This window comes from Frigoribacterium sp. 2-23 (genome assembly GCF_049601585.1).
In the GTDB taxonomy this organism is placed as follows: domain Bacteria; phylum Actinomycetota; class Actinomycetes; order Actinomycetales; family Microbacteriaceae; genus Frigoribacterium.
On record NZ_CP187126.1, the window covers coordinates 2398461 to 2418947 of the forward strand.

The following is a 20487-nucleotide window of genomic DNA, read 5'->3' on the forward strand; positions in this document are numbered from 1 at the left end:
AGGAAAATGTGACTTGCAGGCGATCCGTCAGTGCGCCATCACACAGTTCGGTGCGTGCCACCCCGGCAGAAGAGGCCGGGGCAGCACCGAAGATGCGGACAGCGGGGCTCTAGTTCTGGAGCAGCTTCTCGAGGAGCCCGGCAAGGGCTTCGTGCTGCCGTGCCGAGAGGGGCGAGAAGAGCTGGCCCAGAACATCCGTCGAGATCCGCTCTCCTGCCTCGAGTGCCGCGTGCCCACTCTCCGTCAGGGTGTGCTCGATGCGCCGGCCGCGACCGGCGGTGCGGGCGATCAAGCCACGGCTAACGAGCCGGGTGGCGAGGGTGCCGAATGCCTGGTCGCTCTGGAACGTGGCGAGGGCGAGGTCGTGCGCTGAAGCGTTCGGCATGCGCTCGATCGCGCGCAACGCGTCCCATTGCACGAGGGTGACCCCGACCTCTCGGAGCGCCTCCTCCATGGCGCGGTGATTTCGGTACTGGGCCCGCTTCACCGCGAGGCCGAGTGCTGCCAGATCAGTCGTCATGGTGCTACTGTATCAACACACGTAGATAAACATGTTGATTTGGAGTAGTCATGAGCCCGTCTCTTCCCACCGATCTGGTCGTGACCGAAGCCGGTGACCCGGCAGCCCGCATCGCCCTCGTTCTCCATGGTGGTGGTGGCCCACAGACCATCGCCCCGATCGTCGCGCACCTGGCACCGACCTTCCATGTCCTGGCGCCGACGCACCCAGGGTGGAACGGCACCAGCCGTCCAGATGACATCGACTCAATCCGCGCCCTTGCTGCCGCCTACCTCGCGCGGCTGCAGGAAGACGGCGGCAACAACGTCGTCCTCGTCGGCTCCTCGATCGGCGGGTGGATCGCGCTCGAGATGGCGATCCAGGCCGCCGCCGACGAACGCTACGCCGGCGCCATCGGTGCCGTCGTGAACATCGACGGGGTCGGCGCCGTTGTCGACGGCGAACCGATCGCTGACTTTTTCTCCCTCACGCCCCGTCAGCTCGCCGAAGTCGCCTGGCACGACCCCGACCGCGGATACATGGACCCGGCCGCGCTCACGGACGAACAGCGAGCGATGCAACAGCGCAACGGTGCGACCATGCTCGCGTTAGCGGGCCGGGCGATGAGCGACCCGACCATGCTCGAGCGCCTTCAGGAGATCGAGGTGCCGACACTGGTGTTGTTCGGCGCGAGCGACCGCGTCGTCACCCCCGCATACGGACGCCAGGTCGCAGCAGCGATTCCGAACGGCCGCTTCGAGGCAGTCAACGAAGCCGGCCACCTGCCCCACCTTGAAAACCCGACCGCGACATGGCCGACGCTCGACGAGTTCATCACGGCACAATAAGACGCACTCCCATCACGGAGACTTACGCGCCTTCGCGGCGCTACAGAGCTGTCCGGCCCCACGCCTTCGGCACGGAAGACATCTCAACTCCACAGGGTGTCTCGAGGCGTCACCGATGTCTTCAGTACTCGCGAAAGCGACCAGGAGCACCTGTCATACCATCCGGCGAGCGATCCCCTGCGGGCCCTGCTATGTCAATTGCTTGAGAATGGCGCATCGGGCTCCGAACCCTGTGACGACCTCGAGTCGAGGCTGCGCTAGAGCCCGGCGGTCGACGGAGAGATCGACTCGCCAGGCGGGCACGGTTTTAGTCAGCGAGTCGGCATGAAGGCCCCCGTATTCGCGGAGGTGGCTGATACGTCCGTCGCGGAGAGTGATGACGGAGATGTAGCGGCGGCGAAGACGGTCAGCGCGGTCCGCCTGTCGGAGGATCGCCTCGTATTCACAGATCATCACCGCGGGGTCGTCTGTGGCGCGCACGACGTCAAAGGTCACGTCATCGAACCAGAGGAAGCCGTCGAGACTGGCGGCCATGGCTTCGATCGCTGACCGTCCCACGATAGGCGCCGCATCCCCCGCTCCGTCGAAGGGCACGTCGATGACCGCATCGTGTTAGAACAGGTCCGGAAAAGACGTGATGCCTGGATCGATCCGGCCTTCGAAGGCAGCAGCGAAGGCTGCAACTGCAGCAGCGAAGTGCGGGGGCTCCGCGACGGTCAACCGAGTCGGACGTTGGCGATGCCGCCGTCGATGTCGAGGACCGCTCCGTGCGCGTATGACGCCTCGTTGGACACGAGGAACCTCACGGCGAACGCGATATCGACTGGGCGCACGGGCGTCCCGGCGACGGGGCCCCGGGTCATCTCGGCGAGGGCGTCCGCCGCAGCGGCGTTCCCGGGCGTTGCTGTGGCGCCCGGTGCGACGGCGCGCGACAGGTGTGGTCGACTACTACATAGCTCCGGGCCGTTGGGCCTGCCCGATCGGATCGCTCGCGACCCAGGCGGCAGCCATTGACGCGGAACTCGCCCGGACCGTCGCGGACGACATGAGAGCGTGGCGGGGCATGCTCGCCGACGGCGTCGTCAAGATGCGGACGGCGGGGCTCGTCGCGGAGTCCTCAGACCCCGAACGGATCGCGGTGTCCATCCTCGCGGCCGTCCAGGGCGGACTCGTCCTGAGTCAACCGGAACGGTCAGCATGGCCACTGGAAGCCGCACTCGACTCAGCCCTCGCACCACTGCAGGGTGCCGCAGCTACCTCGATGCAGGAAAAATACAGGACGGCTCTCACGCCGTCCCTATAGGTGATCCTCTATCGGGACAAGAACTATGGCGCCGTCGGCTCTACCGCGCTGAATGCGTGATTACGATCCTCTCCACCCCACCGAGCCGGTCTAGCGAAGAATCGACAAGCACGTGGCACGTTAGGGCGCGGCGGTGCAACACAACGGGGCTTTCGTGACACTTCAGGGTATGGGAGCAGAGAGCACCGACAAGTCACTGTGGCAGCGGAGTCTCGACGGTGACAGCGACGCCTTCGGGGCACTGTTTATCGAGCATCGCGATCGTGTCTACCGCCACGCCTACCGGCTTACCAGCGCAGTTCAGGATGCGGAGGATGTCACCGCGACGGCGTTCCTCGAGCTCTGGCGTCGCCGAGAATCCGTCCGAACCGTCAACGGCTCGGTTCTCGCTTGGCTTCTCATAACGGCCACGAACACCGCCCGTAACATCAGCCGGAAAACCGCGCGGTACGACCAGCTCCTTCGCTCACTCCCTCGAACCGAACCCTCTCCGGGTGCCGACCAGCAGCATGAGGACACCAGCCTCGTCGCCTCACTCGATCCAGCCCTACTCGCAACACTGCGCCGTCTGCCTCCTCAGGACCTCACGCTGCTCACCCTTGTGACGTTCGAGGGACTGACCGTGGCCGAGGTAGCAACAGAGCTCGGGCTGACTGAGACCGGCGCACGAACACGGCTGCATCGCGCGCGCATGCGCCTCAGACGCCATCCGAGCCTGAACCCCACACTCACTTCTCCTGCCGCGACCAACATCGAAGGAATTACCCCGTGACCCCCACGCTCGATCCGGTTTTCGCCACGGCGGTGGAAGCCGCTCTCCGTAACGAGGTGGACGCAGCTCGCGGGGCATCTCGCCCGTGGTGGCGGCGGCATCGCAAGCTCGCGATCGCACTTCCCCTTGCCGCGCTGGCTCTCGGCGGGGCGTCCGCGGCCACAGCGGCGGTCCTTGGCGCACCCGGGAGTGTCATCACCGCGACGCACGGCACACCGATCATCGAAACCCATGCAGGGCGAGCAACGATTGCCCTTGACTCCTTGCCGCAAGGGACGTCAACGCTGGAAGTGGAGATCGGTTGCCTCAGCCGCGGCACAGTGACCGTCGTGGGGCTGACGACCATCACCTGCGACCAATCACTCGTTGATGCGGCAGCCACGGACGGGGCAACCGAAGGCGGCAACATGTCGGCCGACCGGACGCACCTCGACGTGATCGCGACACCAGGAACACAGTGGACGATCAGAATCGCCGCCACCGACGAGGACACCGTTCCATGGGCGACGAACTCCCACGGCCAGAGCTACGGGCTCACCAACGAGCACGGCAGGCCAGACCTCATCGCCACGACCGGCACCGACCCCCACGGGAATCCCATCGCCGGCTACACACATCGTGCCGACACACCGGAAGCGATCCCCTCGCCCTCCGCAGGAGCTCAGACACCACCGTCGCGAGCACTCGACATTCCCCTCTACGCCGTTGACGGGACCACGCGAATCGGTACAGCCCGCATAGAACGATGACGTGCGGGCGGGAGCCCATCCGGCTATCGCGACTCTTTCCGGTAGTGGGGCGGTGATCGAGGGGACGGCGGGGGCCGAACGGCGACGGCGGCGCGGGACATGAGACCTCTTCGACGGTGGGTAACTTGTTGCTCACCACCAGCCTGAAGATCACGGGCGGGCGCGGGACTGGGGCTGGCCCTCCTCCCCTGGGGGATGACCCGATACCTGCGCCATTTACCGACCACGTCCATCGACGCCCACCGGATCACGCTGCGGGGCCGCGGCTGTCGTGGGTCGCGAGGAGGCGCGGGTCGCCTACCCACCGGAGTGGCGATGCAGACACCCAGACGACCGTGAGGAGGCTGCCTGCGCAGCCCAGAGCGATGCCGGTGCGGGTGCCGAGGGCGTCTCCGACGATGCCTCCGACCGCGGCACCGATTGCGATGACGCCGTAGGAGAGCCACCGCATGGTGGCATTGACCCGTCCGAGCAGGTGGTCCGGCGTCCGGAGCTGACGGAGTGTCAGCGCGACGACGCTCGAGAGGGACGTCCCGGCCCCGTTGACCGCGAAGACCACGACGAGGACGGTGACGACGACAGGCACCGTCCACGATTCCTCCACGAATGGAAGCGCAGCGAGGGCGACGCACTCGGCCGCCGCGCAGCCGACCATGACGCGCCCGGCGCCGAACCGACGGACGCTCGCCGGTGCGGCGGCCGCCCCGAGGAGCGCTCCGATGGCGCCGAGACTGAACACGAGTCCGAGATGGCCTGCCGTGAGACCGAGTTCACGGACGGCGTGGACGGTGAAGAGCACCATGATCCACTGGGCGAACAGGTTGTAGATCCCGGCGAAGCCGACCAGGGAGACCAGGTAGCGGTCACGGCGCACGAACCGCAACCCGTCGCCTAGGTCTCGCAGCACGCCTCTGCCCGTGGGGACGGGCTGCCGCTCCGGAGTCGAGATGCGGAGGAGCGCCACCGCCGACACGACATAGGTCGCGGCGTGGGTGAGAAGTGCCCACGGGGCGGACAGCGCCTGGATGAGCAGTCCGGCGAGGCCCGGGCCACCGATCTCCGCCGCGGAGGACGTCGCCTGCAATCGACCGTTCGCCCGCTCGAGGTGCTCGCGGCCGGCCACCGTGGGCAAGAACGACTGGTAGCTGACCTCGAACAGGACGGTGAAGGCCCCGAGCAGCCCCACCAGGACGACGAGGGCGGGCAGCGTGAGCAGACCGGAGAACGCCAGGGCCACCACGACGAGGGTCAGGACCGCCCGGACGACGTCGGACGAGACGAGCAGAAGGCGGCGCCGGCGCCTGTCGACCAACACCCCGAGGGGCAGCGCAAGAAGCAGGAAGGGGACCCAGCGGGCCGCACCGAGCAGCCCGACCTCACCGGCAGAAGCGTGCAGCACCAGGACGGCGAGCAGCGGCACTGCCAATTCGCTGATCTGACCACCGATCGACGACGCTGCCTGGGCGGTCCAGAACCGAGCGAAGTCCGGCCCCAGCCGCCGCGACTGCTGCCTAATGGGCTTAGTAGGATTCACGCGTTAGACAATGGCATGACGCAGCTAATGGTGCAAGTAACTATCACGCATTAGACTGCGTGACATGACCGCCTCGAGTGCACGACTGCCCTACCCCGAGGTGGGTGGACACCCGGCGTTTGACCTCGTCGACACCGTGCATTGGCGTCTGGACGAGCGTCGCGCCATCGACACGATGACCTCGTTCGAGGACGTCGTGATGTGGTGCAGGCAATTCGACCTCCTGGAGCGTGACGCCGGGGGCCTCGACCAACTGGCGGAAGACGACCCCGCTTCAGCCGCGAACGAACTCGAGGTCGTCGTCGCGCTGCGCGAAGCGATCTACCAGGCCGTCTTCGAGTCCTCGACGGCGGCGGTCGAAGTGATCGCGCGCGAGCACGTCGCGGCCCTCGGCCGATCGACACTGCACCGAGACACGGACGCGCCGACGTGGTCCTGGCGCGTTCCGTCCGATCTCACGGGTCCCCGTGCAGCCATCGCATTCGTCGCGCACGACCTGCTGACGTCAGACCTCACGTCCGCGCGTCAGTGCGGTGACGACGCCTGTGGCTGGGTGTACCTCGACACGTCCCCCCGTCACAACAGGGTCTGGTGCACCGCAGCCGGGTGCGGCAACCGCAACCGGGTCGCTCGTCACCAAGCCAAGAAACGGGCCTGACGGTGGGTATTCCGACGCCTCCTCATCCTCGGAGGAGCCGTCGCGTCACCTGGTCGACACTCAGACCCGAGTTCGCCCTCTGACACGATCGAGACCATGACCAAGACTCCCGCCGCCACCCCTGCCACAGCCCCCGACCTCGCAGCCGCGACCGCCATGTGGTCGGACTACTCGAAATCACGACGACCCCAGGACGCCGTCGACTCCGACTACACGGTGGAGCACTTCGGCGACTCCGCGAAGCTCGCCGACGAGCTGCTGCAGATCGTCCTCTCCGGGACCAAGCGAGCCACTGCCGAGCTCGTCTCGGAGTTCACCCATCGAGGCGACCCCCTCCCCCGCATCGGATCGCACTGGATCGCCTGCGACGGGGCCGGCGTCCCTCGCATCGTGATCCGGAGCACGCAGCTGCGGATCGACACGTTCGACGGGGCAGACGCCGACTTCGCCTACGCAGAAGGGGAAGACGATCGCACCCTCGGAAGCTGGCAGATCCAGCATCGGCTGTACTGGGAACGGACGAGCACTGCCCGCGGCGCCACCTGGTCAGAGCTCGATGAGATCGTCTTCGAGCACTTCGCCGTGGTGTGGCCACCTGAACACGCCGACTGACCGTCCACGAGTCCGGGGTGTCGGCCGCTCGACCGTCGACACCGCGGTTATCGAATGCCATGCTGTTCGAGTACGCCTGTACTCAAACAGCTGGAGTTCCTGTGACCCTCATCGCCATCGTCGTCTGCGAAGTCTCGTTCTGGGCCGCGATCCTCGGCGGGCTGACCGCGCGGTACGTTCTCCGCCGCCCAGGACTCAGCACTGCGCTGCTGGTCGCTGCGCCGCTCATCGACGTGATCCTGCTCGTCCTGGTGGCAGTCGATCTGCTCGGCGGCGGAACCGCGTCCGGGCACCATGGCCTCGCAGCGATCTACATCGGCATGTCCGTCGCCTACGGACACCGGATGATCGCGTGGGCGGACATTCGGTTCACCCATCGGTTCGCCGATGGCCCCGCCCCGGAACGCCTCACCGGACGGCGTCACACCGTGCGGTGCTGGGGAGACGTCTTGCGAACGGGGGCGGCCGCCCTGATCGCCGGAGGCATCCTCGGCTCACTGATCGCCCTCGTCGACGACCCGGAGCGCACCTCCGACCTGCAGCGGACCTTCGCCCTGCTCGGGGTGATCATCGGTGTCGAGGTCCTCTGGGCCCTCAGCTACACGGTCTGGCCACGCAAGCCCGCCGCATCGACCGCGGGCCGAGCCGTAGGCTGACCGGATGCCGCGCCACGTCGATCTGGAGGAACGAGGCGCCCTGATCACGGCTGCGTGTCTGCGGCTCCTGGAGCGCGATGGCCTGGCCGCCCTGTCGGTACGCAACGTCGCCGACGAGGCCGGCATCGCCGCAGCATCCCTTCGCCGGATCTTCCCGACCCAGGACGCCCTGCGCGAGCACTGCCTGACCTCGATCGAAGAACGTGTCACCGCGCGCCTCGCGGCGTTGCGCTCGACCGGCCGGGCTCTCGCCCTCGACATCCTGTCGCAGGTCCTGCCCCTGGATCACGAACGTACCGCCGAGATCCTGGCGCAGGTGCAACTCGGCGTACTCGCACGGACCGATGAGAACCTTGCCCGCAGCGCACGCCGCCTGAACGACGGGGTCGGCCGGATCTGTGAGCACGCCATCGACGTCATGGAGCGAGCGGGGGCCTTTCGTCCTGATCGCGACCGGACCTACGAAGCCGATCGTCTCCATGCCCTCGTCGATGGACTGGCGATTCAGCACACCTGGGACGCCACAGCGCGACCGGCCGAACAGGTCCTGGCACTCGTCGAGCGGCATCTCGACGGACTGGACGACGCACAACACTGACGCGACCCGCGCACCAGGCACGGAGCCTCGTCAGCACGACGGCTGTCCACCCCTGCCCGGTTGCCGATCGACTATCGGGACGCTTTCCGCGGGCCCCTTACTCCCAGATGCGAAAAACTAGTGCCCCGCCGCCACCTCTCCCTGTCTAACTGACGAATATGCTCGCGCGTGTGAGCAGAAGGATTCGATCCGGTCATATGTCCAGGAGAGCCACCGAAGCGACCTTCGAGTATTCGGATGCAGAGGCGCGCTTCAAGGAGATGCCAATAATTGAGCTGCTTGAGGCCCTCGAGTGGGTGCGATCCATTCGTGGCGAATACACCCCGGGCCAGGACCGCGAACAAGATCAGCTCATCAACGCCGTCAACAGCATTGGTTTTGAAACACTCCGAGATCGAGAAGACGACCTTCGAGCTGCCGGCTTGACGCACCGCGCCGATCGATGGCTGCACTACGAGAATTACCTGTAGCCCAGCGGCTAGCGAGCATGTACAGGTGACGATCGACTATCGGGCGCTCGGACCGCCGCTCGGAGGTGTCATCCAGAAGCGTTCGATTCTGTTTCCTCCGCCATCGGTCACCGAATTCTCCCATTCGCCGCCGCACCGCTCGATGACGCGACGCGACGCAACGTTCAGGGCATCACACGTCAGCAGCACTCTCTCAAAACCGCGATCTCGAGCGACTACGAGCATGCTTCGAAGCGCACGACCAGCGATCCCTCTCCCCCGAGCGCTCGGCCGAACGCTGTAGCCAACGTGGCCCACAAACTCGCCGACGACGTCATTGAGTTCATGGCGAAGCGCGATACTCCCCAGGTACTCGTCTTCCTCGACCATCCAGTAGTAGGTGCAAGTGACGAACCCTTGCCCCCTCGGCGTCGCTTCCTCTGCCTGAAGCTGCTCAACCCACCGGCTGAAGCCAACCTTCGTCGTCAAGACACCAGCGTCGCGAATGCCCGCCCCGTCCTGATGCGCTCCTTGCCACTCGACCAACGACTGCTGGAACGACGCAAAAAAGCGCTTAGACGGCGACACAAGCTGCATTCGATGATCCTAAAACTTTCTTGAGAGTCCATCGGCTACTGGGACACCCTGCGACTCTTAGAGTCGAGAGATGTCCATCACACTTCCGCCTTCGGCCGCCCCTCTCACCGATGAAGACCAGGCCCTCATCGAGGCAGCTCGTCGAACCATTGACGCCGTCACTGACGCAGGCCCGAATGAGGACGGCGTCCACACCATGGGCGCAGCCGTGCGCGCCGCCGACGGTCGGATCTTCACCGGGGTAAACATCTACCACTTCACAGGCGGCCCCTGCGCCGAACTAGTAGCACTCGGCGCAGCTCGAGCCGGGGGTGCCACCGATCTGAGCCACGTGGTGGCCGTGGGAAACCATGGCCGAGGAGTCAGGAGCCCATGCGGTCGCGACCGCCAGATCCTCGCGGACTACCACCCTCATGTTCGCGTCATCTTGCCCGGACCCGATGGGCTCATCAGTGTCAGGGCAACCGATCTCCTGCCGTTTGCCTTCGACCACAGTGCGGAACAGATCTAAGGGCGTATTCGCTAGGCGATTCCCTTTCGGGCGGTCGTCAGCGTGTGAGCAGCTTCGTTCTGTGTCGTTGTTCTCGCTTCGCTACGTGTCGTGATCACGTCTCGATAGCGGATCGGTGACCGGACAGGTCGGTGCGGTTCGTCAGGTTGTGGCGTCGGACTGGTGGCGGAGGCGGGACCACCATGCGCAGATAAGTGCGATTCCTGCGGCGACCGCCCATCCGATGGATGGGGTCGACGCGGTTGCGATGAGGATGACGACGGCGGTCCCGATCGCTGTTCCGAGCTGCGCTCCGGTGTTCACGATGCCTGCCGCGCTGCCGGCCAAGGCTGCCGGGACGCTGGTACCCAGGCCGGTTGCTGCGACCGAAGCTGCTGCAAGGCCAAGGCCGATCACTGCGACGCCGGCCGCGATCCACGGCCACGAGTGACCGAGAACCGCGAGGACTGCGTTGCCGCATGCGATCGTCGCAGCCCCCACTGCGGCCAACCGGTCCGGTCCGAGTCGGGGAGCGATTCGGCCGGTTGCGACGGACCCGCCGATGACGGCGAGGCTGAATGCCATGAGGACCAGCCCGGACAGCAGCGCTGGTATGCCGAGGCGGTCCTGGAGCACGAGTGTTGCCAGTACCGACGATGAGCTGGTGGTAGCGGTGTTGACGAATGACTGCACCGACCCACGTCGGAGGTTGGTGTCGCGGAACGCATCCCGCGGCACGAGCGGTGAACGTGAGCGGCGGAGTCGCCAGCCCAATAGCCCAGCGATCACCAGACCGAGGACGATCATCCCGACACCCTGTGGCTGCGTGGCCCGCGCCTCGAGCAGGGCCGTGCCTGCGATGACCGGCATCACGGCCGCGACGAGGAGGACGGCGCCGAGGACATCGAGCCGTTCGGCCCGACCCGGCTCCGGTTCCTCGCGCACGACTAGGGCCACTCCTACGAATAGGAGCGCAGCGACCGGTGCGTTGACCCAGAACACCGACGGCCAGCCGAGCACCGTCGTGAGCAGTCCACCGATAAGGAACCCGGTTGCGCCCGCTGCGGCGCCCACGGCGCTCCAGGCCGCAAGAGCTCGCGACCGGCCCGGTCCAGCAGCCGTTGCGTGAAGGATCAGCCGGAGCGCCGACGGAGCAGACACAGCTGCCGCCGCCCCCTGAACAGCCCGCGCGATGAGTACCTGCGGGAGCGCCTGCGCGGTACCGCCGATGATGGACACCAGACCGAAGACGACGATCCCGACGAGAAGGATTCGCCGGTGTCCGTAGCGGTCCCCGAGCCGCGCGCCGAGGATCAGCATCGCTCCAAAGAACATCGCGTAGGTCGTTGCCAGCGGGCCAGCGGCCGCCGGATCAGCGCCGAGACCGTCCAGGATCGCCGGAATCGCCGTGACGACACTCGTGACGCCCAGTACGTCCACGAACTGAACGAGACAGAGCACGGTCACTACCCCAGGACGCATGCATGCACCGTACGTGAAACGTCGTCAGGACGACGAGCTGCGAGTCCCAGTAGCTGATCGGCGACGGGATCGCTTGAGCACCCCGTGGCTAGGCACAGTAGCGTCGATGCTCACGAGGGGGTGCGTGTGCGAGCACGGGGTTGGTCGTCTACTTCATCGCGGCCTGCTTGCTCCGCGGTGCCGATGCGGCCGCGATCATCGGTGTGGTCCTCGCTGCCCGTCCGGCTGGTGCCGGCGACGCCACCGGGCTTCTCGCCGCCTGCATCACCCTGCCGCACCTCGCGGGGCCGGTCGCCGCGCAGCTCCTCGACCGGGCCAGGTCCAAGAAGCTCGTCCTCGCGGGCGCGGGACTCGTCTACGGGTTTGCCCTCGCAGGTGCGATCTGCCTGCTCCCGATCACGCTCGCGGGAGCCGCCGCCGGCCTCTCAATCGCGGGCTTGGCCGGGCCTCTCCTCACCGGTGGTCTGAGCAGTCAGCTTGCGACGATCGTCGGTACCGATGAGCTCGCACGACGACGTGCACAGGGAATGGACGCTTTTACTTACGGTGTCTCCGCCACGGCAGGCCCCGCCGTCATCGCCATCGTGGCTACCGCTAGCAGTCCCACCACTGCGGTCCTCACCGCTGCCGGCGCCGCAGTCGCCGGAGGGTTCGTCGTGCTGGCTCTTCCCCGTGCGGCACAGCAGGCCGCCGACGGCGAAGCGCCAGCACCGGTAGGCCTGCGCGCTGCTCTCGGGATGCTCCTGCAACTACCGGGACTGCGACGGACCACAATCGCCACCGCCCTAACAGCAGTCCCCCTCGGTGCTGTCCCGCTTCTCGCTGTCGGCACGGTCGACTTTCTCGACGCATCCACCGCCTCGTCAGCTGTGCTCACCTCCGCCTACGGTGCGGGAAATCTCGCAGTGTCCTTGCTGCTGATCGTCCTACCGCTCCGGGGGCAGGCAGACCGACTCATCCGCTGGGGCGTCATCACCGTCGCAGTCGGGTTCGCGCTCGGGCTGGCGATCTTCTCCGTCCCCGTCGGTGCTGCTGCGTTCGCGCTCCTCGGCGTCGCGACCGGGGTTCTCTTCACTGCGAGCCTCGCAGCTCGGGCAGCGTTCTCACCACCCGGCGCGGAAGGGCAGATCTTCGTCAGCATGGCCGGGATCAAGGTTGCGTGCTCCTCAGTCGGTACCGCTATCGCAGGCACCATCCTCGGCCTCGGCGGTCGCACGATGTTCGCGATCGCGGCCGCCCTCACCCTCGCGACGCTCGCCTACCTCCTCCTCGATCGCCGTACACAAGCGCCTCTATAGCCGGTCGTTCACCGGTACAGGTGCAGACCATCCGGGTGGGCGACCAGAACCCAGCAGTGTGAGCAGCCTCGCTGTGTGTCGTCGTTTTCGCTTTGATCGGTGTCAGGTCAGGTGGTACCGATGACGAGGGTGCTGCGGGCGGCTTCGACGACGTCGTTGGTGATGACGTCGAGCTCGTTGATCTTCAGGACGCGTTGGATCTGAGGGAGGAGGCGCTCGAGGAGCCGGAAGTTGCCGCGGGTGATGCGTTCGACGGCGGCGATGGCTTGCGCGTCGGTGAAGTCGTCGGGGTCGAGTGTCTTGCCGAGCTTGCGCCATTGACGTTCGAGGACGAAGAGCAGCTCGTCGTGGCCGAGCGGACGGTACTGGTGGGCGAACCCGAGGCGACGGTAGAGCTGCGGGTAGTGGCTGAACTGCTTCTCGATGCCGGGCATGCCGATGAGGATCATCGCGATGCCGGTGCGGTCGTACTGGTCGCGGAGCCACTCGATCGCGTTGCTGGTGAGGCGTTCGGACTCGTCGATGATGATCAGCTCGAGCAACGGCGAGATGGGGCCGTGTGAGTGGTCGAAGTGGCGACCCTGGAGCAGGAGGTGTTCCTCGATGCAGCGTTCGGTGCGGAGCATGTCCTGCCGGAGGTCGTCCTGCAGGGCGCGCATGGTGGCGGAGACCTCGGGCGTGTAGAAGACGGTGCGAGCTCGGTGGGCGGCGGCGTAGATCTTCGTGTCGTCTTCGCTGCGTGCGGCCCACCTGGCGATGAACGGGCCGATGCTGTCCCAGTGGGCGTAGCGGCGTGCGGAGAGGGTTTTACCGACGCCAGCGGGGCCGAAGCAGACGCCGATGGTGTTCTGCTTCCGGACGGCGTCGGCGAACTCCGCGAACCGGCGGTGTTCCTTCGTGATGATGAACTGGCTTGTCATGACCGGTCCTCCTCGTAGGTCTTCAGTCGCGGTTGATCCGGTGCGGGTGCTGGTGGGGTGTGATCATCGGGTGTGGGTCGGACGATCGCGATGCGTTCGCGGATCTGCCCGCGCAGGGCTCTTCGTTGCGCGTTCCGGGCGGCCTGGATCTGCTTGAGACTGACGGTCTCGGTCTGATGCGCGGTACTGATCGCGGTGCACAGGAACGCGTCGCGGTGAAAGACACGGATCTCGGTGACGTCGCGGGTTGTAACCGTCCGAGAACCGCCTAGCCTCGGCCCGTGAATGAGAGTGAAGAGCCTGACCGCCCTAAATCGCAGCCCTGGACAACTGCCTACCGAACAGCTATTGCGGTTGCGACCGGAATTCTCGCCCTTCTTTGCTGCTGGACGCTATCTACGAGCGGGGTGAGTCAAAAATGGGCGGACGGGATCGGGCTGGCGGTTCTGCTTGCATGGGTGTTCATCTACCAAGCCCTCCACCGCAGGGGTCACTAGTCGGCTGCGATCAGCGGGCAACCCACGCACTGCCCGCTGACCGATCCCCTACGCTCACATGTCGTGATCACGATCGAGACCGTCACCCCTGACGCCGACATAGCCGCTCAGATCGTTCGCGACTACATGCGGGACGTCGCGTCACGATGGTACGCACGGCCGGCAACGAACGATGAGGTGGACCAGGCGCTCCGAGATGAGCCCTACGACGATCTGCAGGGGCGTACCGGCATGCTGCTCGTCGCAGTCGAAGACGAGCTGCCACTCGGGTGTTCGGGCGTTCGTTTCAACGGCGACGTGGCAGAACTCACCAAGGTATTCACACTGCTGGCACATCGAGGACGAGGGATTGGATCGCAGTTGCTCCACGCCGTCGAGGTGGCCTGCCGGGAGCGGGACATCACCACGCTCCGGCTCGACACCCGCGCTGCCCTAACGGAGGCATGCGCCATGTACGAGCGGATCGGCTTCGTGCGCGTCGACGCTTTCAACGACGAGCCCTACTCCGATCGGTGGTACAGCAAGACGCTAAACGAGAGCGTCCGATAGCCAATCGTCTATCGGACGCTGCTGCCCATCTCGTTTAGGCGGTCCACGAGCTGAGCCATGCGGGTGACGCCGATGCGGAGGACGAGGGACTCCGAGAAGCAGCGCATCCAGACACCTTCTACGTCGTAGACCGTTACGGCACCCTCTCTTAGGAGGATGCGTGCTATGCCTACGGCCTCGATGTCGTATTCGTTGGCAGGAGCTCCGTCCAGAGTTCCCGGCTCAAGGCCATACGGGTCGAGGGCGGTAAGGATCGCCAGCACCTTGGCGACAGCCTGACGGTTGGCGGGTGCTTCAGCTTTCATCCCGTAAGCATGCCGCAGGCCCAAGGACCGGAGAACGATGCGCTACTGGAACACCTCGGGCAGCGCAGCAACGAACTGATCGAAGTGGCTATACCAGATGGAGTGGGCTGCGCCGGGAACGTCCCGGACGAGCACGCCCCGGCCTTCGTGCAGTGACGCGGTCTCGTCGTCGACGTACGCGCTCGGTTGTGCTCGAACGATGATTGATGCGGGCTCCGGTTCGAAGGACACCCCAGGGCCCGTTGCCGGCGAGGCCGCCGTGGACGGATCGAAGTGCTGCGCTGCACGAGCCTCGACCACGCAGTCCTGGTGGCTGTAGAACGGCCGCGATGCTCGGAGCCCGTCGTACGTGCGCGCTCGCTTGTCCTGCTCGTACTCGGCGGTGAGTTCGGCACGGTCCCAGCCGCCGCGCGACGTGAAGGGAGCATCGATGTAAACCGAGAGTGCCGGGGCGAGCAGCCCGGCGTCCACGGCCGCTGCGAGGAGTAACCCACCGTACGAATGGCCCATCACGAGGTCGGGCATCGAGCCGCATTCGTCGGCCATGGACTCTGCAATCGAGCGAGCGGCCCGATCTACCGTCATGGTGTCGTCGCGCGGTGACAGTCCGTGGCCCGGAAGATCGACCGCTAAGACGCGATAGCCGCTCGCGACCAGTAGCGGCACCACTCGCCACCAGCTCTCGCGAGAACCCATCATCCCGTGCAGCAGCACCGCCGTGCGATCTCCCTGGCCATGCACCTCAATGTGGAGCTTCATCGGGGTATCGAAGCACATTCTGCTCCACGGGCCGGCTGTCTCGTTGGTCGATCGTCAAACGGAACGGTTCGCCGCCCGCCGTCGCCCCTCGCTCGATAGCGTCGAGGTCATGAGCGCCCTCCACGACTACATCGACGCCTGGAAGAAGAACGACCCTGCCGCGATCGCCGCGACAGTTACCCCAGACGTCGTCGTCATCGAGAGCTACGGCCCCGTGTACCGAGGCGCTTCGACGGTCCTCGACTGGGCTGACTCCTGGCTGGCCGCCGGTGGACGCGTACTCGGGTGGAGCATCATCGACGAATTCATCGCCGGCGACCGCATCGCGGTCGAGTGGCGATTCGAATGCCACTGGGACGGAGCGGACCACGCCTTCGACGGATCGACAGTCGCGACCATCCGAGACGGAAAGATCGCAAGGCTCCGCGAATACGCAACTAGCGCCCCCCTCTACGACTGGAAAGGACGATGGAAGTAGGCACTAAAGCCTGTCCAAGACCCCGACGACTGCCCGACTCGCAGCCGACAGCACCGCCCCGATAGCCGATCGGATATTGAGACAGCAGCTGCCCTCCGTATGGGCATCGACGTTGTCACTCTCGGTGGCGCCCTCGCCTTGATTTAGCGTCTGTCGGAAGATAGAGAGGGATGTTCCGCGGCGCCTAAGCTGTCACGGGCGGTGCACGTGCTGCCGCTGGTGATGTGGTGGTGACCCGATGGCCGTCGCATCGACGTAATGTTGGTCATCGCGCGAGCCGTCGGGGGCTCTGCGAATGCATGTCCCTGGAGTCATCAATGCCGCACGTCCAAAAGATCTCATCCAAGCCCTCTCGAAGTGGGCGCTTGGTTGAGTCATCCCGGACCGTTGTCCTGTTGGCTACCGCGACGTTGGCGGTAGTCGGTGCGGTCGCATTCCCGTCTGGGGCGGGCGCTGCGGATGCCCCATCGACGTCCATCCCGATCGGCGCCGATCTTTACGCGATTGCGGCCGCGCCGGATGGGTCCGTGTACACGGCGAACGCCGGCAATGCTGTCACTCGGATCGCGGGCGCCGGAACGAGCGCGCAGACCGTCACCTCCATCCCAGTGGGTAGTGCCGGTTCGGTGGCGGTCGCGCCCGACGGGACGGTCTTCACGGCAAACTCCGACAGCACCGTGTCACGGATCGCAAGCCCCGGTGCCGCGGACCAGGCCGTGACTAGCATCCCGCTCGGACAAGCTGTCGCCGCAGTCGCCATCGCGGTCGCCCCCGACGGAACGGTGTACACCGCGAACGCATCGAACACGATCACACGGATCGCGGCTGCCGGGACGCTGCAGCAGAGCGTGTCCACGATCACGGCGGGCACACAACGCCTCGGCTCGATCGCGGTCGGACCGGACGGAACGGTCTACGCAACACCCGACCTCGGGGCCTCCCTTAACACCACGGCCAAAATCGTGCGGGTCATGGGCTTCGGAACGCCGGATCAGCGCGTCACGGTCATCGACACGGGCCTCAGGAACCGCGTCGCTTCGTACGGCGTCATCGCGGTGACTCCGGATAACACCGTGTTCGTGGGTTACCGGACAGTAGCCGGCCTCATCCAGGTCTCAAACCCGACCTCGGCCACTCCAACTTTCTCGACGTTCCGCACCGGCGGCGCTGACTACTCGCTCACCGCCGACGCTGACGGTTCCCTCTACATGCCGGGCCTTACGGGCGAGGTCCTGAAGGTCACGGACCCGGCCATAAGTCGCCGGGTCGTCACCGGGGCCGCCGTTCCTCCCTCCCCGCTGTTCGTGGCCGTCACGGGCGACGGCACGGTGTATACCGCGAACCGCGACGACACCGTGACACGTCTGACCCGCACCGCCTTCACCGCGCGCTCGCCTGAGTTCACAGCGGCGACACCTCAGGGCGCGGTGACCGTGGGCTCCGCGTACTCCTACACCTTTACCGCCGGCCCGGGGACGTCAGCCACAACGACAGCCCGGTTCGCCCTGGCGGCAGGGGACACTCTTCCCGCCGGCCTGACGCTCGACGCCACGTCCGGCGTACTCTCCGGCACGCCGACCACACCCGGCGTGACGAGCTTCCGCGTCGTCGCCTCGAACTCCTACGGGACCGCGACCACGAATCCCATCACCATCACAGTCGCGCCGGCACCGGTGGCACCCGCGTTCACGGCGTCATCCCCTGCCGCGACGGCCACGGTGGGATCGGCGTACTCGTACACGTTCGCCGCCTCGGGTGTTCCCGCGCCGAGCTTTGCGCTCGTCCCGGGAGATGCCCTGCCGGCGGGTCTGACTTTGGACGCCACGTCCGGCGTACTCTCGGGCACACCAACTACCGCGGAGACCTCCACGTTCCGGGTGGTTGCGTCGAACTCCTCCGGGACCGCGACCACGAATCCCATCACCATCACAGTCGCGCCGGCACCGGTGGCACCCGCGTTCACGGCGTCATCCCCTGCCGCGACGGCCACGGTGGGATCGGCGTACTCGTACACGTTCGCCGCCTCGGGTGTTCCCGCGCCGAGCTTTGCGCTCGTCCCGGGAGATGCCCTGCCGGCGGGTCTGACTTTGGACGCCACGTCCGGCGTACTCTCGGGCACACCAACTACCGCGGAGACCTCCACGTTCCGGGTGGTTGCGTCGAACTCCTACGGGACCGCGACCACGAATTCCATCACCATCACAGTCGCGCCGGCAGCAGTCCAGTTGCTGGCGACGCCGACCATCACGTCGCCAGAATCCGGTGAGCAGGTATCGAACCCGGTGACCTTCACCGGAACCGGCACGCCCGGCGACTTCATCGCACTGATCACCTACCCATCAGCCACCCCACCCCAGTCCTCGCAGCCCGTCGACGACGCGTTCGCGGCGACAAATTCGATTCGGGTCGGCGCCGACGGGACCTGGACCGCCACCCGGCCCCTCGACCCCGGAGCGACGAGCGCTTTCGCGGTGGCCTTCACCCGGGATGCCGCCGGGGGTATCACCAACACATCGGCGCCGTCTCCGCTGCGGACGTTCACCGTCGCGGCTCCCGCCTCGACCCCCGTCGGGGCATCTCCATCCGCCGCCCCTAGAGGGGACGCGTCAGCTGACTCGAGTGCGGGCGAGCTCGCCTTCACAGGCGTCGAAGATGCCAGCCTGAAGACAATGGCCGGGATCGCCGCGCTCCTCGCCGCTGCGGGTACGGGACTCGTCACGATCCGCCATCGAAAAGCCACCCGACGTCGCTGACTCTCAAGGAGTCCAAGCCCGATTCTTGGGATGGGAACGCCTCGACGGTGCAGCCCGACTCGTCACGCGTGGTCGTCGCGTACGTCCTCACGCAAGAGTCGTACCCTCCGTCGCACTCCATCATCCTCGTGACGGCCCGCTCGGAGGGCTCGCCTCCCGGACAGCTCAACGACCCCGCACCCTTGGCGGCGAACCAGCTCGCAAGAGTCGAGTCCGACGCGACAACGCCAAGCGACCCGGGAAAACGGAGATGCTGAGTCACTGAGCGATCGTCTATCGGGACACCGTGTCTGCTGCAGTCGCACGCCTATTTAGTGGGCGGCACCGGTGATGCGATTTCCACCGAGTCGAGATCATCGATGAGGCCTTGATCCAGGGCCACTTCAGGCAGCAGCGCCGCTGGGGGTGTCGCGACTCCGATGACCGTGACGCCGTCAGTTCGGTAAATGTTGATCGGTCCAGTCATTTCCTGGCCGTGAGCGTCATCCCAGAGCGCCCAACCGTGCTCGCCACTGTCCGTGGCATATGGGACGAGGTCCGGGTGGCCGTTCCGGTTCTCGATGCCGTAGGTCTGACCTTGTGCGTTGACCTCCCACTTGGACGTGGCCGTGGAGGCGTATTGAAGCACAACTCGCCACTTCGTCTCCGGAGAGGCATCGACCCTGAAGCTGGAGGAACCGATGGCTGGTAGCTGGCCGTCGATGACGCGCATCGTGCCGGTCGGGCTTTGAGAGCAGTGAATGGCGCTGGCTGTGCTCCCGTCTCCGGTGGGAACCTGCACTACGCCGCTGTCGGAGAGGCATGTGATGTCGGCGATGACTGCGCCGGCGGTCGAAGGTGCTTGGCCGATGTCGACCACAGCAGGGCCGGTGTGCGTGGCGGTCGTCGTGTCGCCAAGGGCGGCGGTCACGGTTGATCCAGGCGCACCCGCGACGAAGAGCGCTGCCGCGGTGGTCGCAACGGCTATCGTGCCCGCCCCGAGTGCGGCCCGGGCCAGGCGCGTCCGCCGTTGCCGGCGCTGCAAGACGCTGTGCTTGGTTCCGATGGCGGCGAGCTCGGCCCGGATTGCGGCGGAGGTGTCGGGTTGCATGTCGATATTCACGAGAGAACGCCTTCCGGTGCCGGGCTTGTCGAGGGGTTGAGGTCATGCAGATCGACGCGAAGGCGTTGCCGAATCCGGTGAAGCCGCACCCGAGCCGTCGACGGCCTGAGGCCTAGGGACTGTGCGGCCTGCCAGACGGGCACGCCTTCCAGACTCGTCAACACGAGCAGCGCAGCATCTCCCGAGGACAGGCCTCGCGGTGAGGCCCGGAGCCTGTCCGTCAACTCGATGTCCTCGAGATCCTTCTGAGGTACCTGCTCGTCGTGTCGCGGCAAGCGGGCCAGCAAGGCGCGGTATCTCGCGGCTGCACGGCGGTTGTTCCGCCCAAGGTTCACGGTCGTGACAACTACCAGGGCAGGAGAGAGTCCGCGACAAGAGTGACACTGCGTCGCTTCCGCCAGAGCTCGTAGAACACCGCTGCAGTGACGTCGTCGGCGTCGTGATGCTCGTCCACCAGGGAGAGTGCCCGCCGGTAGACGCGAGCCCTGTGTCGATCGAACAGTTCAGCAAAAGCCGCCCCCTCGTCGCGTTGAGCCCGAGCCCAGAGGGGGCCGTCGTCCTGATCGTTCTTCACACTCA

25 protein-coding genes are annotated in these 20487 nt (G+C 66.2%); 14 read left to right on the top strand and 11 right to left on the bottom strand.

What is annotated here, in order from left to right; translation table 11 throughout:
• Nucleotides 1-109 precede the first annotated feature (109 nt).
• A complete protein-coding gene (locus ACPEEZ_RS11290) occupies nt 110-520 on the bottom strand; it encodes a MarR family winged helix-turn-helix transcriptional regulator (protein WP_423918872.1) in 411 nt (136 codons plus the stop codon).
• 50 nt (nt 521-570) lie between these two features.
• Here ACPEEZ_RS11290 and ACPEEZ_RS11295 point away from each other — a divergent pair, with 50 nt between their 5' ends.
• Complete coding sequence (locus ACPEEZ_RS11295) at nt 571-1347, top strand: alpha/beta fold hydrolase (protein ID WP_423918875.1); 777 nt, start codon at nt 571-573, stop codon at nt 1345-1347.
• Between the two features lie 189 nt (nt 1348-1536).
• Here the strand turns inward: ACPEEZ_RS11295 and ACPEEZ_RS11300 are convergent, their stop codons facing one another.
• Both ACPEEZ_RS11300 and ACPEEZ_RS11305 read right to left on the bottom strand, forming a co-directional pair.
• Entirely contained in the window at nt 1537-1881 is a 345-nt protein-coding gene (locus ACPEEZ_RS11300) for a hypothetical protein (protein WP_423918878.1), read from the bottom strand.
• 182 nt (nt 1882-2063) lie between these two features.
• A complete protein-coding gene (locus ACPEEZ_RS11305) occupies nt 2064-2354 on the bottom strand; it encodes an SDR family oxidoreductase (RefSeq protein ID WP_423924261.1) in 291 nt (96 codons plus the stop codon).
• Here ACPEEZ_RS11305 and ACPEEZ_RS11310 point away from each other — a divergent pair.
• From ACPEEZ_RS11310 to ACPEEZ_RS11320, 3 genes are all read left to right on the top strand, one after another.
• Nucleotides 2285-2650: a TetR family transcriptional regulator C-terminal domain-containing protein gene (locus tag ACPEEZ_RS11310; RefSeq protein WP_423918880.1), complete on the top strand. Its 366-nt coding sequence runs from the start codon at nt 2285-2287 to the stop codon at nt 2648-2650. The genes ACPEEZ_RS11305 and ACPEEZ_RS11310 overlap by 70 nt on opposite strands.
• A 169-nt stretch (nt 2651-2819) precedes the next feature.
• Nucleotides 2820-3422 carry an RNA polymerase sigma factor gene (locus ACPEEZ_RS11315; protein ID WP_423918883.1) on the top strand — a complete coding sequence of 201 codons (603 nt, stop codon included), beginning with the start codon at nt 2820-2822 and terminating at the stop codon, nt 3420-3422.
• Nucleotides 3419-4171, top strand: a complete 753-nt coding sequence (locus ACPEEZ_RS11320) for a hypothetical protein (protein WP_423918885.1) — start codon at nt 3419-3421, stop codon at nt 4169-4171. Before ACPEEZ_RS11315 ends, ACPEEZ_RS11320 begins: the two co-directional genes overlap by 4 nt.
• A gap of 247 nt (nt 4172-4418) precedes the next feature.
• Here ACPEEZ_RS11320 and ACPEEZ_RS11325 read toward each other — a convergent pair whose 3' ends face one another.
• Complete coding sequence (locus tag ACPEEZ_RS11325; RefSeq protein ID WP_423918887.1) at nt 4419-5705, bottom strand: MFS transporter; 1287 nt, start codon at nt 5703-5705, stop codon at nt 4419-4421.
• Nucleotides 5706-5769: 64 nt separating this feature from the next.
• On the opposite strand from ACPEEZ_RS11325, the gene ACPEEZ_RS11330 reads away from it, so the two are divergent.
• The 5 genes from ACPEEZ_RS11330 (at nt 5770) to ACPEEZ_RS11350 (ending at nt 8699) form a co-directional block, all read left to right on the top strand.
• The gene (locus ACPEEZ_RS11330; RefSeq protein WP_423918890.1) at nt 5770-6363 is read left to right on the top strand and encodes a CGNR zinc finger domain-containing protein; all 594 of its coding nucleotides are present in this window, start codon (nt 5770-5772) and stop codon (nt 6361-6363) included.
• A 96-nt stretch (nt 6364-6459) separates the two neighbouring features.
• A complete protein-coding gene (locus tag ACPEEZ_RS11335) occupies nt 6460-6975 on the top strand; it encodes an ASCH domain-containing protein (protein ID WP_423918893.1) in 516 nt (171 codons plus the stop codon).
• 101 nt (nt 6976-7076) lie between these two features.
• On the top strand, nt 7077-7631 hold the full coding sequence (locus tag ACPEEZ_RS11340; RefSeq protein ID WP_423918896.1) for a hypothetical protein: 555 nt from the start codon (nt 7077-7079) through the stop codon (nt 7629-7631).
• Between the two features lie 4 nt (nt 7632-7635).
• Nucleotides 7636-8229, top strand: a complete 594-nt coding sequence (locus ACPEEZ_RS11345) for a TetR/AcrR family transcriptional regulator (protein ID WP_423918899.1) — start codon at nt 7636-7638, stop codon at nt 8227-8229.
• Nucleotides 8230-8399: 170 nt separating this feature from the next.
• Entirely contained in the window at nt 8400-8699 is a 300-nt protein-coding gene (locus tag ACPEEZ_RS11350; protein ID WP_423918901.1) for a hypothetical protein, read from the top strand.
• A 36-nt stretch (nt 8700-8735) separates the two neighbouring features.
• Here ACPEEZ_RS11350 and ACPEEZ_RS11355 read toward each other — a convergent pair whose 3' ends face one another.
• Nucleotides 8736-9275 (bottom strand): GNAT family N-acetyltransferase, encoded by a 540-nt coding sequence (locus tag ACPEEZ_RS11355; RefSeq protein WP_423918904.1) that lies wholly within the window; start codon nt 9273-9275, stop codon nt 8736-8738.
• A 70-nt stretch (nt 9276-9345) separates the two neighbouring features.
• Between ACPEEZ_RS11355 and ACPEEZ_RS11360 the strand changes: the two genes are divergently transcribed.
• Nucleotides 9346-9786: a cytidine deaminase family protein gene (locus ACPEEZ_RS11360; protein WP_423918907.1), complete on the top strand. Its 441-nt coding sequence runs from the start codon at nt 9346-9348 to the stop codon at nt 9784-9786.
• Between the two features lie 141 nt (nt 9787-9927).
• Here the strand turns inward: ACPEEZ_RS11360 and ACPEEZ_RS11365 are convergent, their stop codons facing one another.
• On the bottom strand, nt 9928-11247 hold the full coding sequence (locus ACPEEZ_RS11365; protein WP_423918910.1) for an MFS transporter: 1320 nt from the start codon (nt 11245-11247) through the stop codon (nt 9928-9930).
• A 140-nt stretch (nt 11248-11387) separates the two neighbouring features.
• On the opposite strand from ACPEEZ_RS11365, the gene ACPEEZ_RS11370 reads away from it, so the two are divergent.
• Complete coding sequence (locus tag ACPEEZ_RS11370; protein WP_423918913.1) at nt 11388-12545, top strand: hypothetical protein; 1158 nt, start codon at nt 11388-11390, stop codon at nt 12543-12545.
• Nucleotides 12546-12652: 107 nt separating this feature from the next.
• On the opposite strand, the gene ACPEEZ_RS11375 is transcribed toward ACPEEZ_RS11370, so the two are convergent.
• Complete coding sequence (locus tag ACPEEZ_RS11375) at nt 12653-13465, bottom strand: AAA family ATPase (RefSeq protein ID WP_423918916.1); 813 nt, start codon at nt 13463-13465, stop codon at nt 12653-12655.
• Nucleotides 13466-14025: 560 nt separating this feature from the next.
• On the opposite strand from ACPEEZ_RS11375, the gene ACPEEZ_RS11380 reads away from it, so the two are divergent.
• A complete protein-coding gene (locus ACPEEZ_RS11380; RefSeq protein WP_423918919.1) occupies nt 14026-14511 on the top strand; it encodes a GNAT family N-acetyltransferase in 486 nt (161 codons plus the stop codon).
• Between the two features lie 8 nt (nt 14512-14519).
• Here ACPEEZ_RS11380 and ACPEEZ_RS11385 read toward each other — a convergent pair whose 3' ends face one another.
• The gene (locus ACPEEZ_RS11385) at nt 14520-14816 is read right to left on the bottom strand and encodes a hypothetical protein (protein ID WP_423918921.1); all 297 of its coding nucleotides are present in this window, start codon (nt 14814-14816) and stop codon (nt 14520-14522) included.
• Nucleotides 14817-14858: 42 nt separating this feature from the next.
• The gene (locus ACPEEZ_RS11390; protein ID WP_423918923.1) at nt 14859-15575 is read right to left on the bottom strand and encodes an alpha/beta fold hydrolase; all 717 of its coding nucleotides are present in this window, start codon (nt 15573-15575) and stop codon (nt 14859-14861) included.
• Nucleotides 15576-15684: 109 nt separating this feature from the next.
• Here ACPEEZ_RS11390 and ACPEEZ_RS11395 point away from each other — a divergent pair, with 109 nt between their 5' ends.
• Nucleotides 15685-16053, top strand: coding sequence for a nuclear transport factor 2 family protein (locus tag ACPEEZ_RS11395; RefSeq protein WP_423918924.1), 369 nt, complete (start codon nt 15685-15687; stop codon nt 16051-16053).
• Between the two features lie 299 nt (nt 16054-16352).
• Complete coding sequence (locus ACPEEZ_RS11400) at nt 16353-18806, top strand: putative Ig domain-containing protein (RefSeq protein WP_423918927.1); 2454 nt, start codon at nt 16353-16355, stop codon at nt 18804-18806.
• A gap of 307 nt (nt 18807-19113) precedes the next feature.
• On the opposite strand, the gene ACPEEZ_RS11405 is transcribed toward ACPEEZ_RS11400, so the two are convergent.
• Together ACPEEZ_RS11405 and ACPEEZ_RS11410 are read right to left on the bottom strand one after the other, a co-directional pair.
• Nucleotides 19114-19908 carry a hypothetical protein gene (locus tag ACPEEZ_RS11405; RefSeq protein WP_423918929.1) on the bottom strand — a complete coding sequence of 265 codons (795 nt, stop codon included), beginning with the start codon at nt 19906-19908 and terminating at the stop codon, nt 19114-19116.
• Nucleotides 19909-20254: 346 nt separating this feature from the next.
• Nucleotides 20255-20482: a sigma factor gene (locus ACPEEZ_RS11410; RefSeq protein WP_423918932.1), complete on the bottom strand. Its 228-nt coding sequence runs from the start codon at nt 20480-20482 to the stop codon at nt 20255-20257.
• Between the last annotated feature and the right edge of the window lie 5 nt (nt 20483-20487).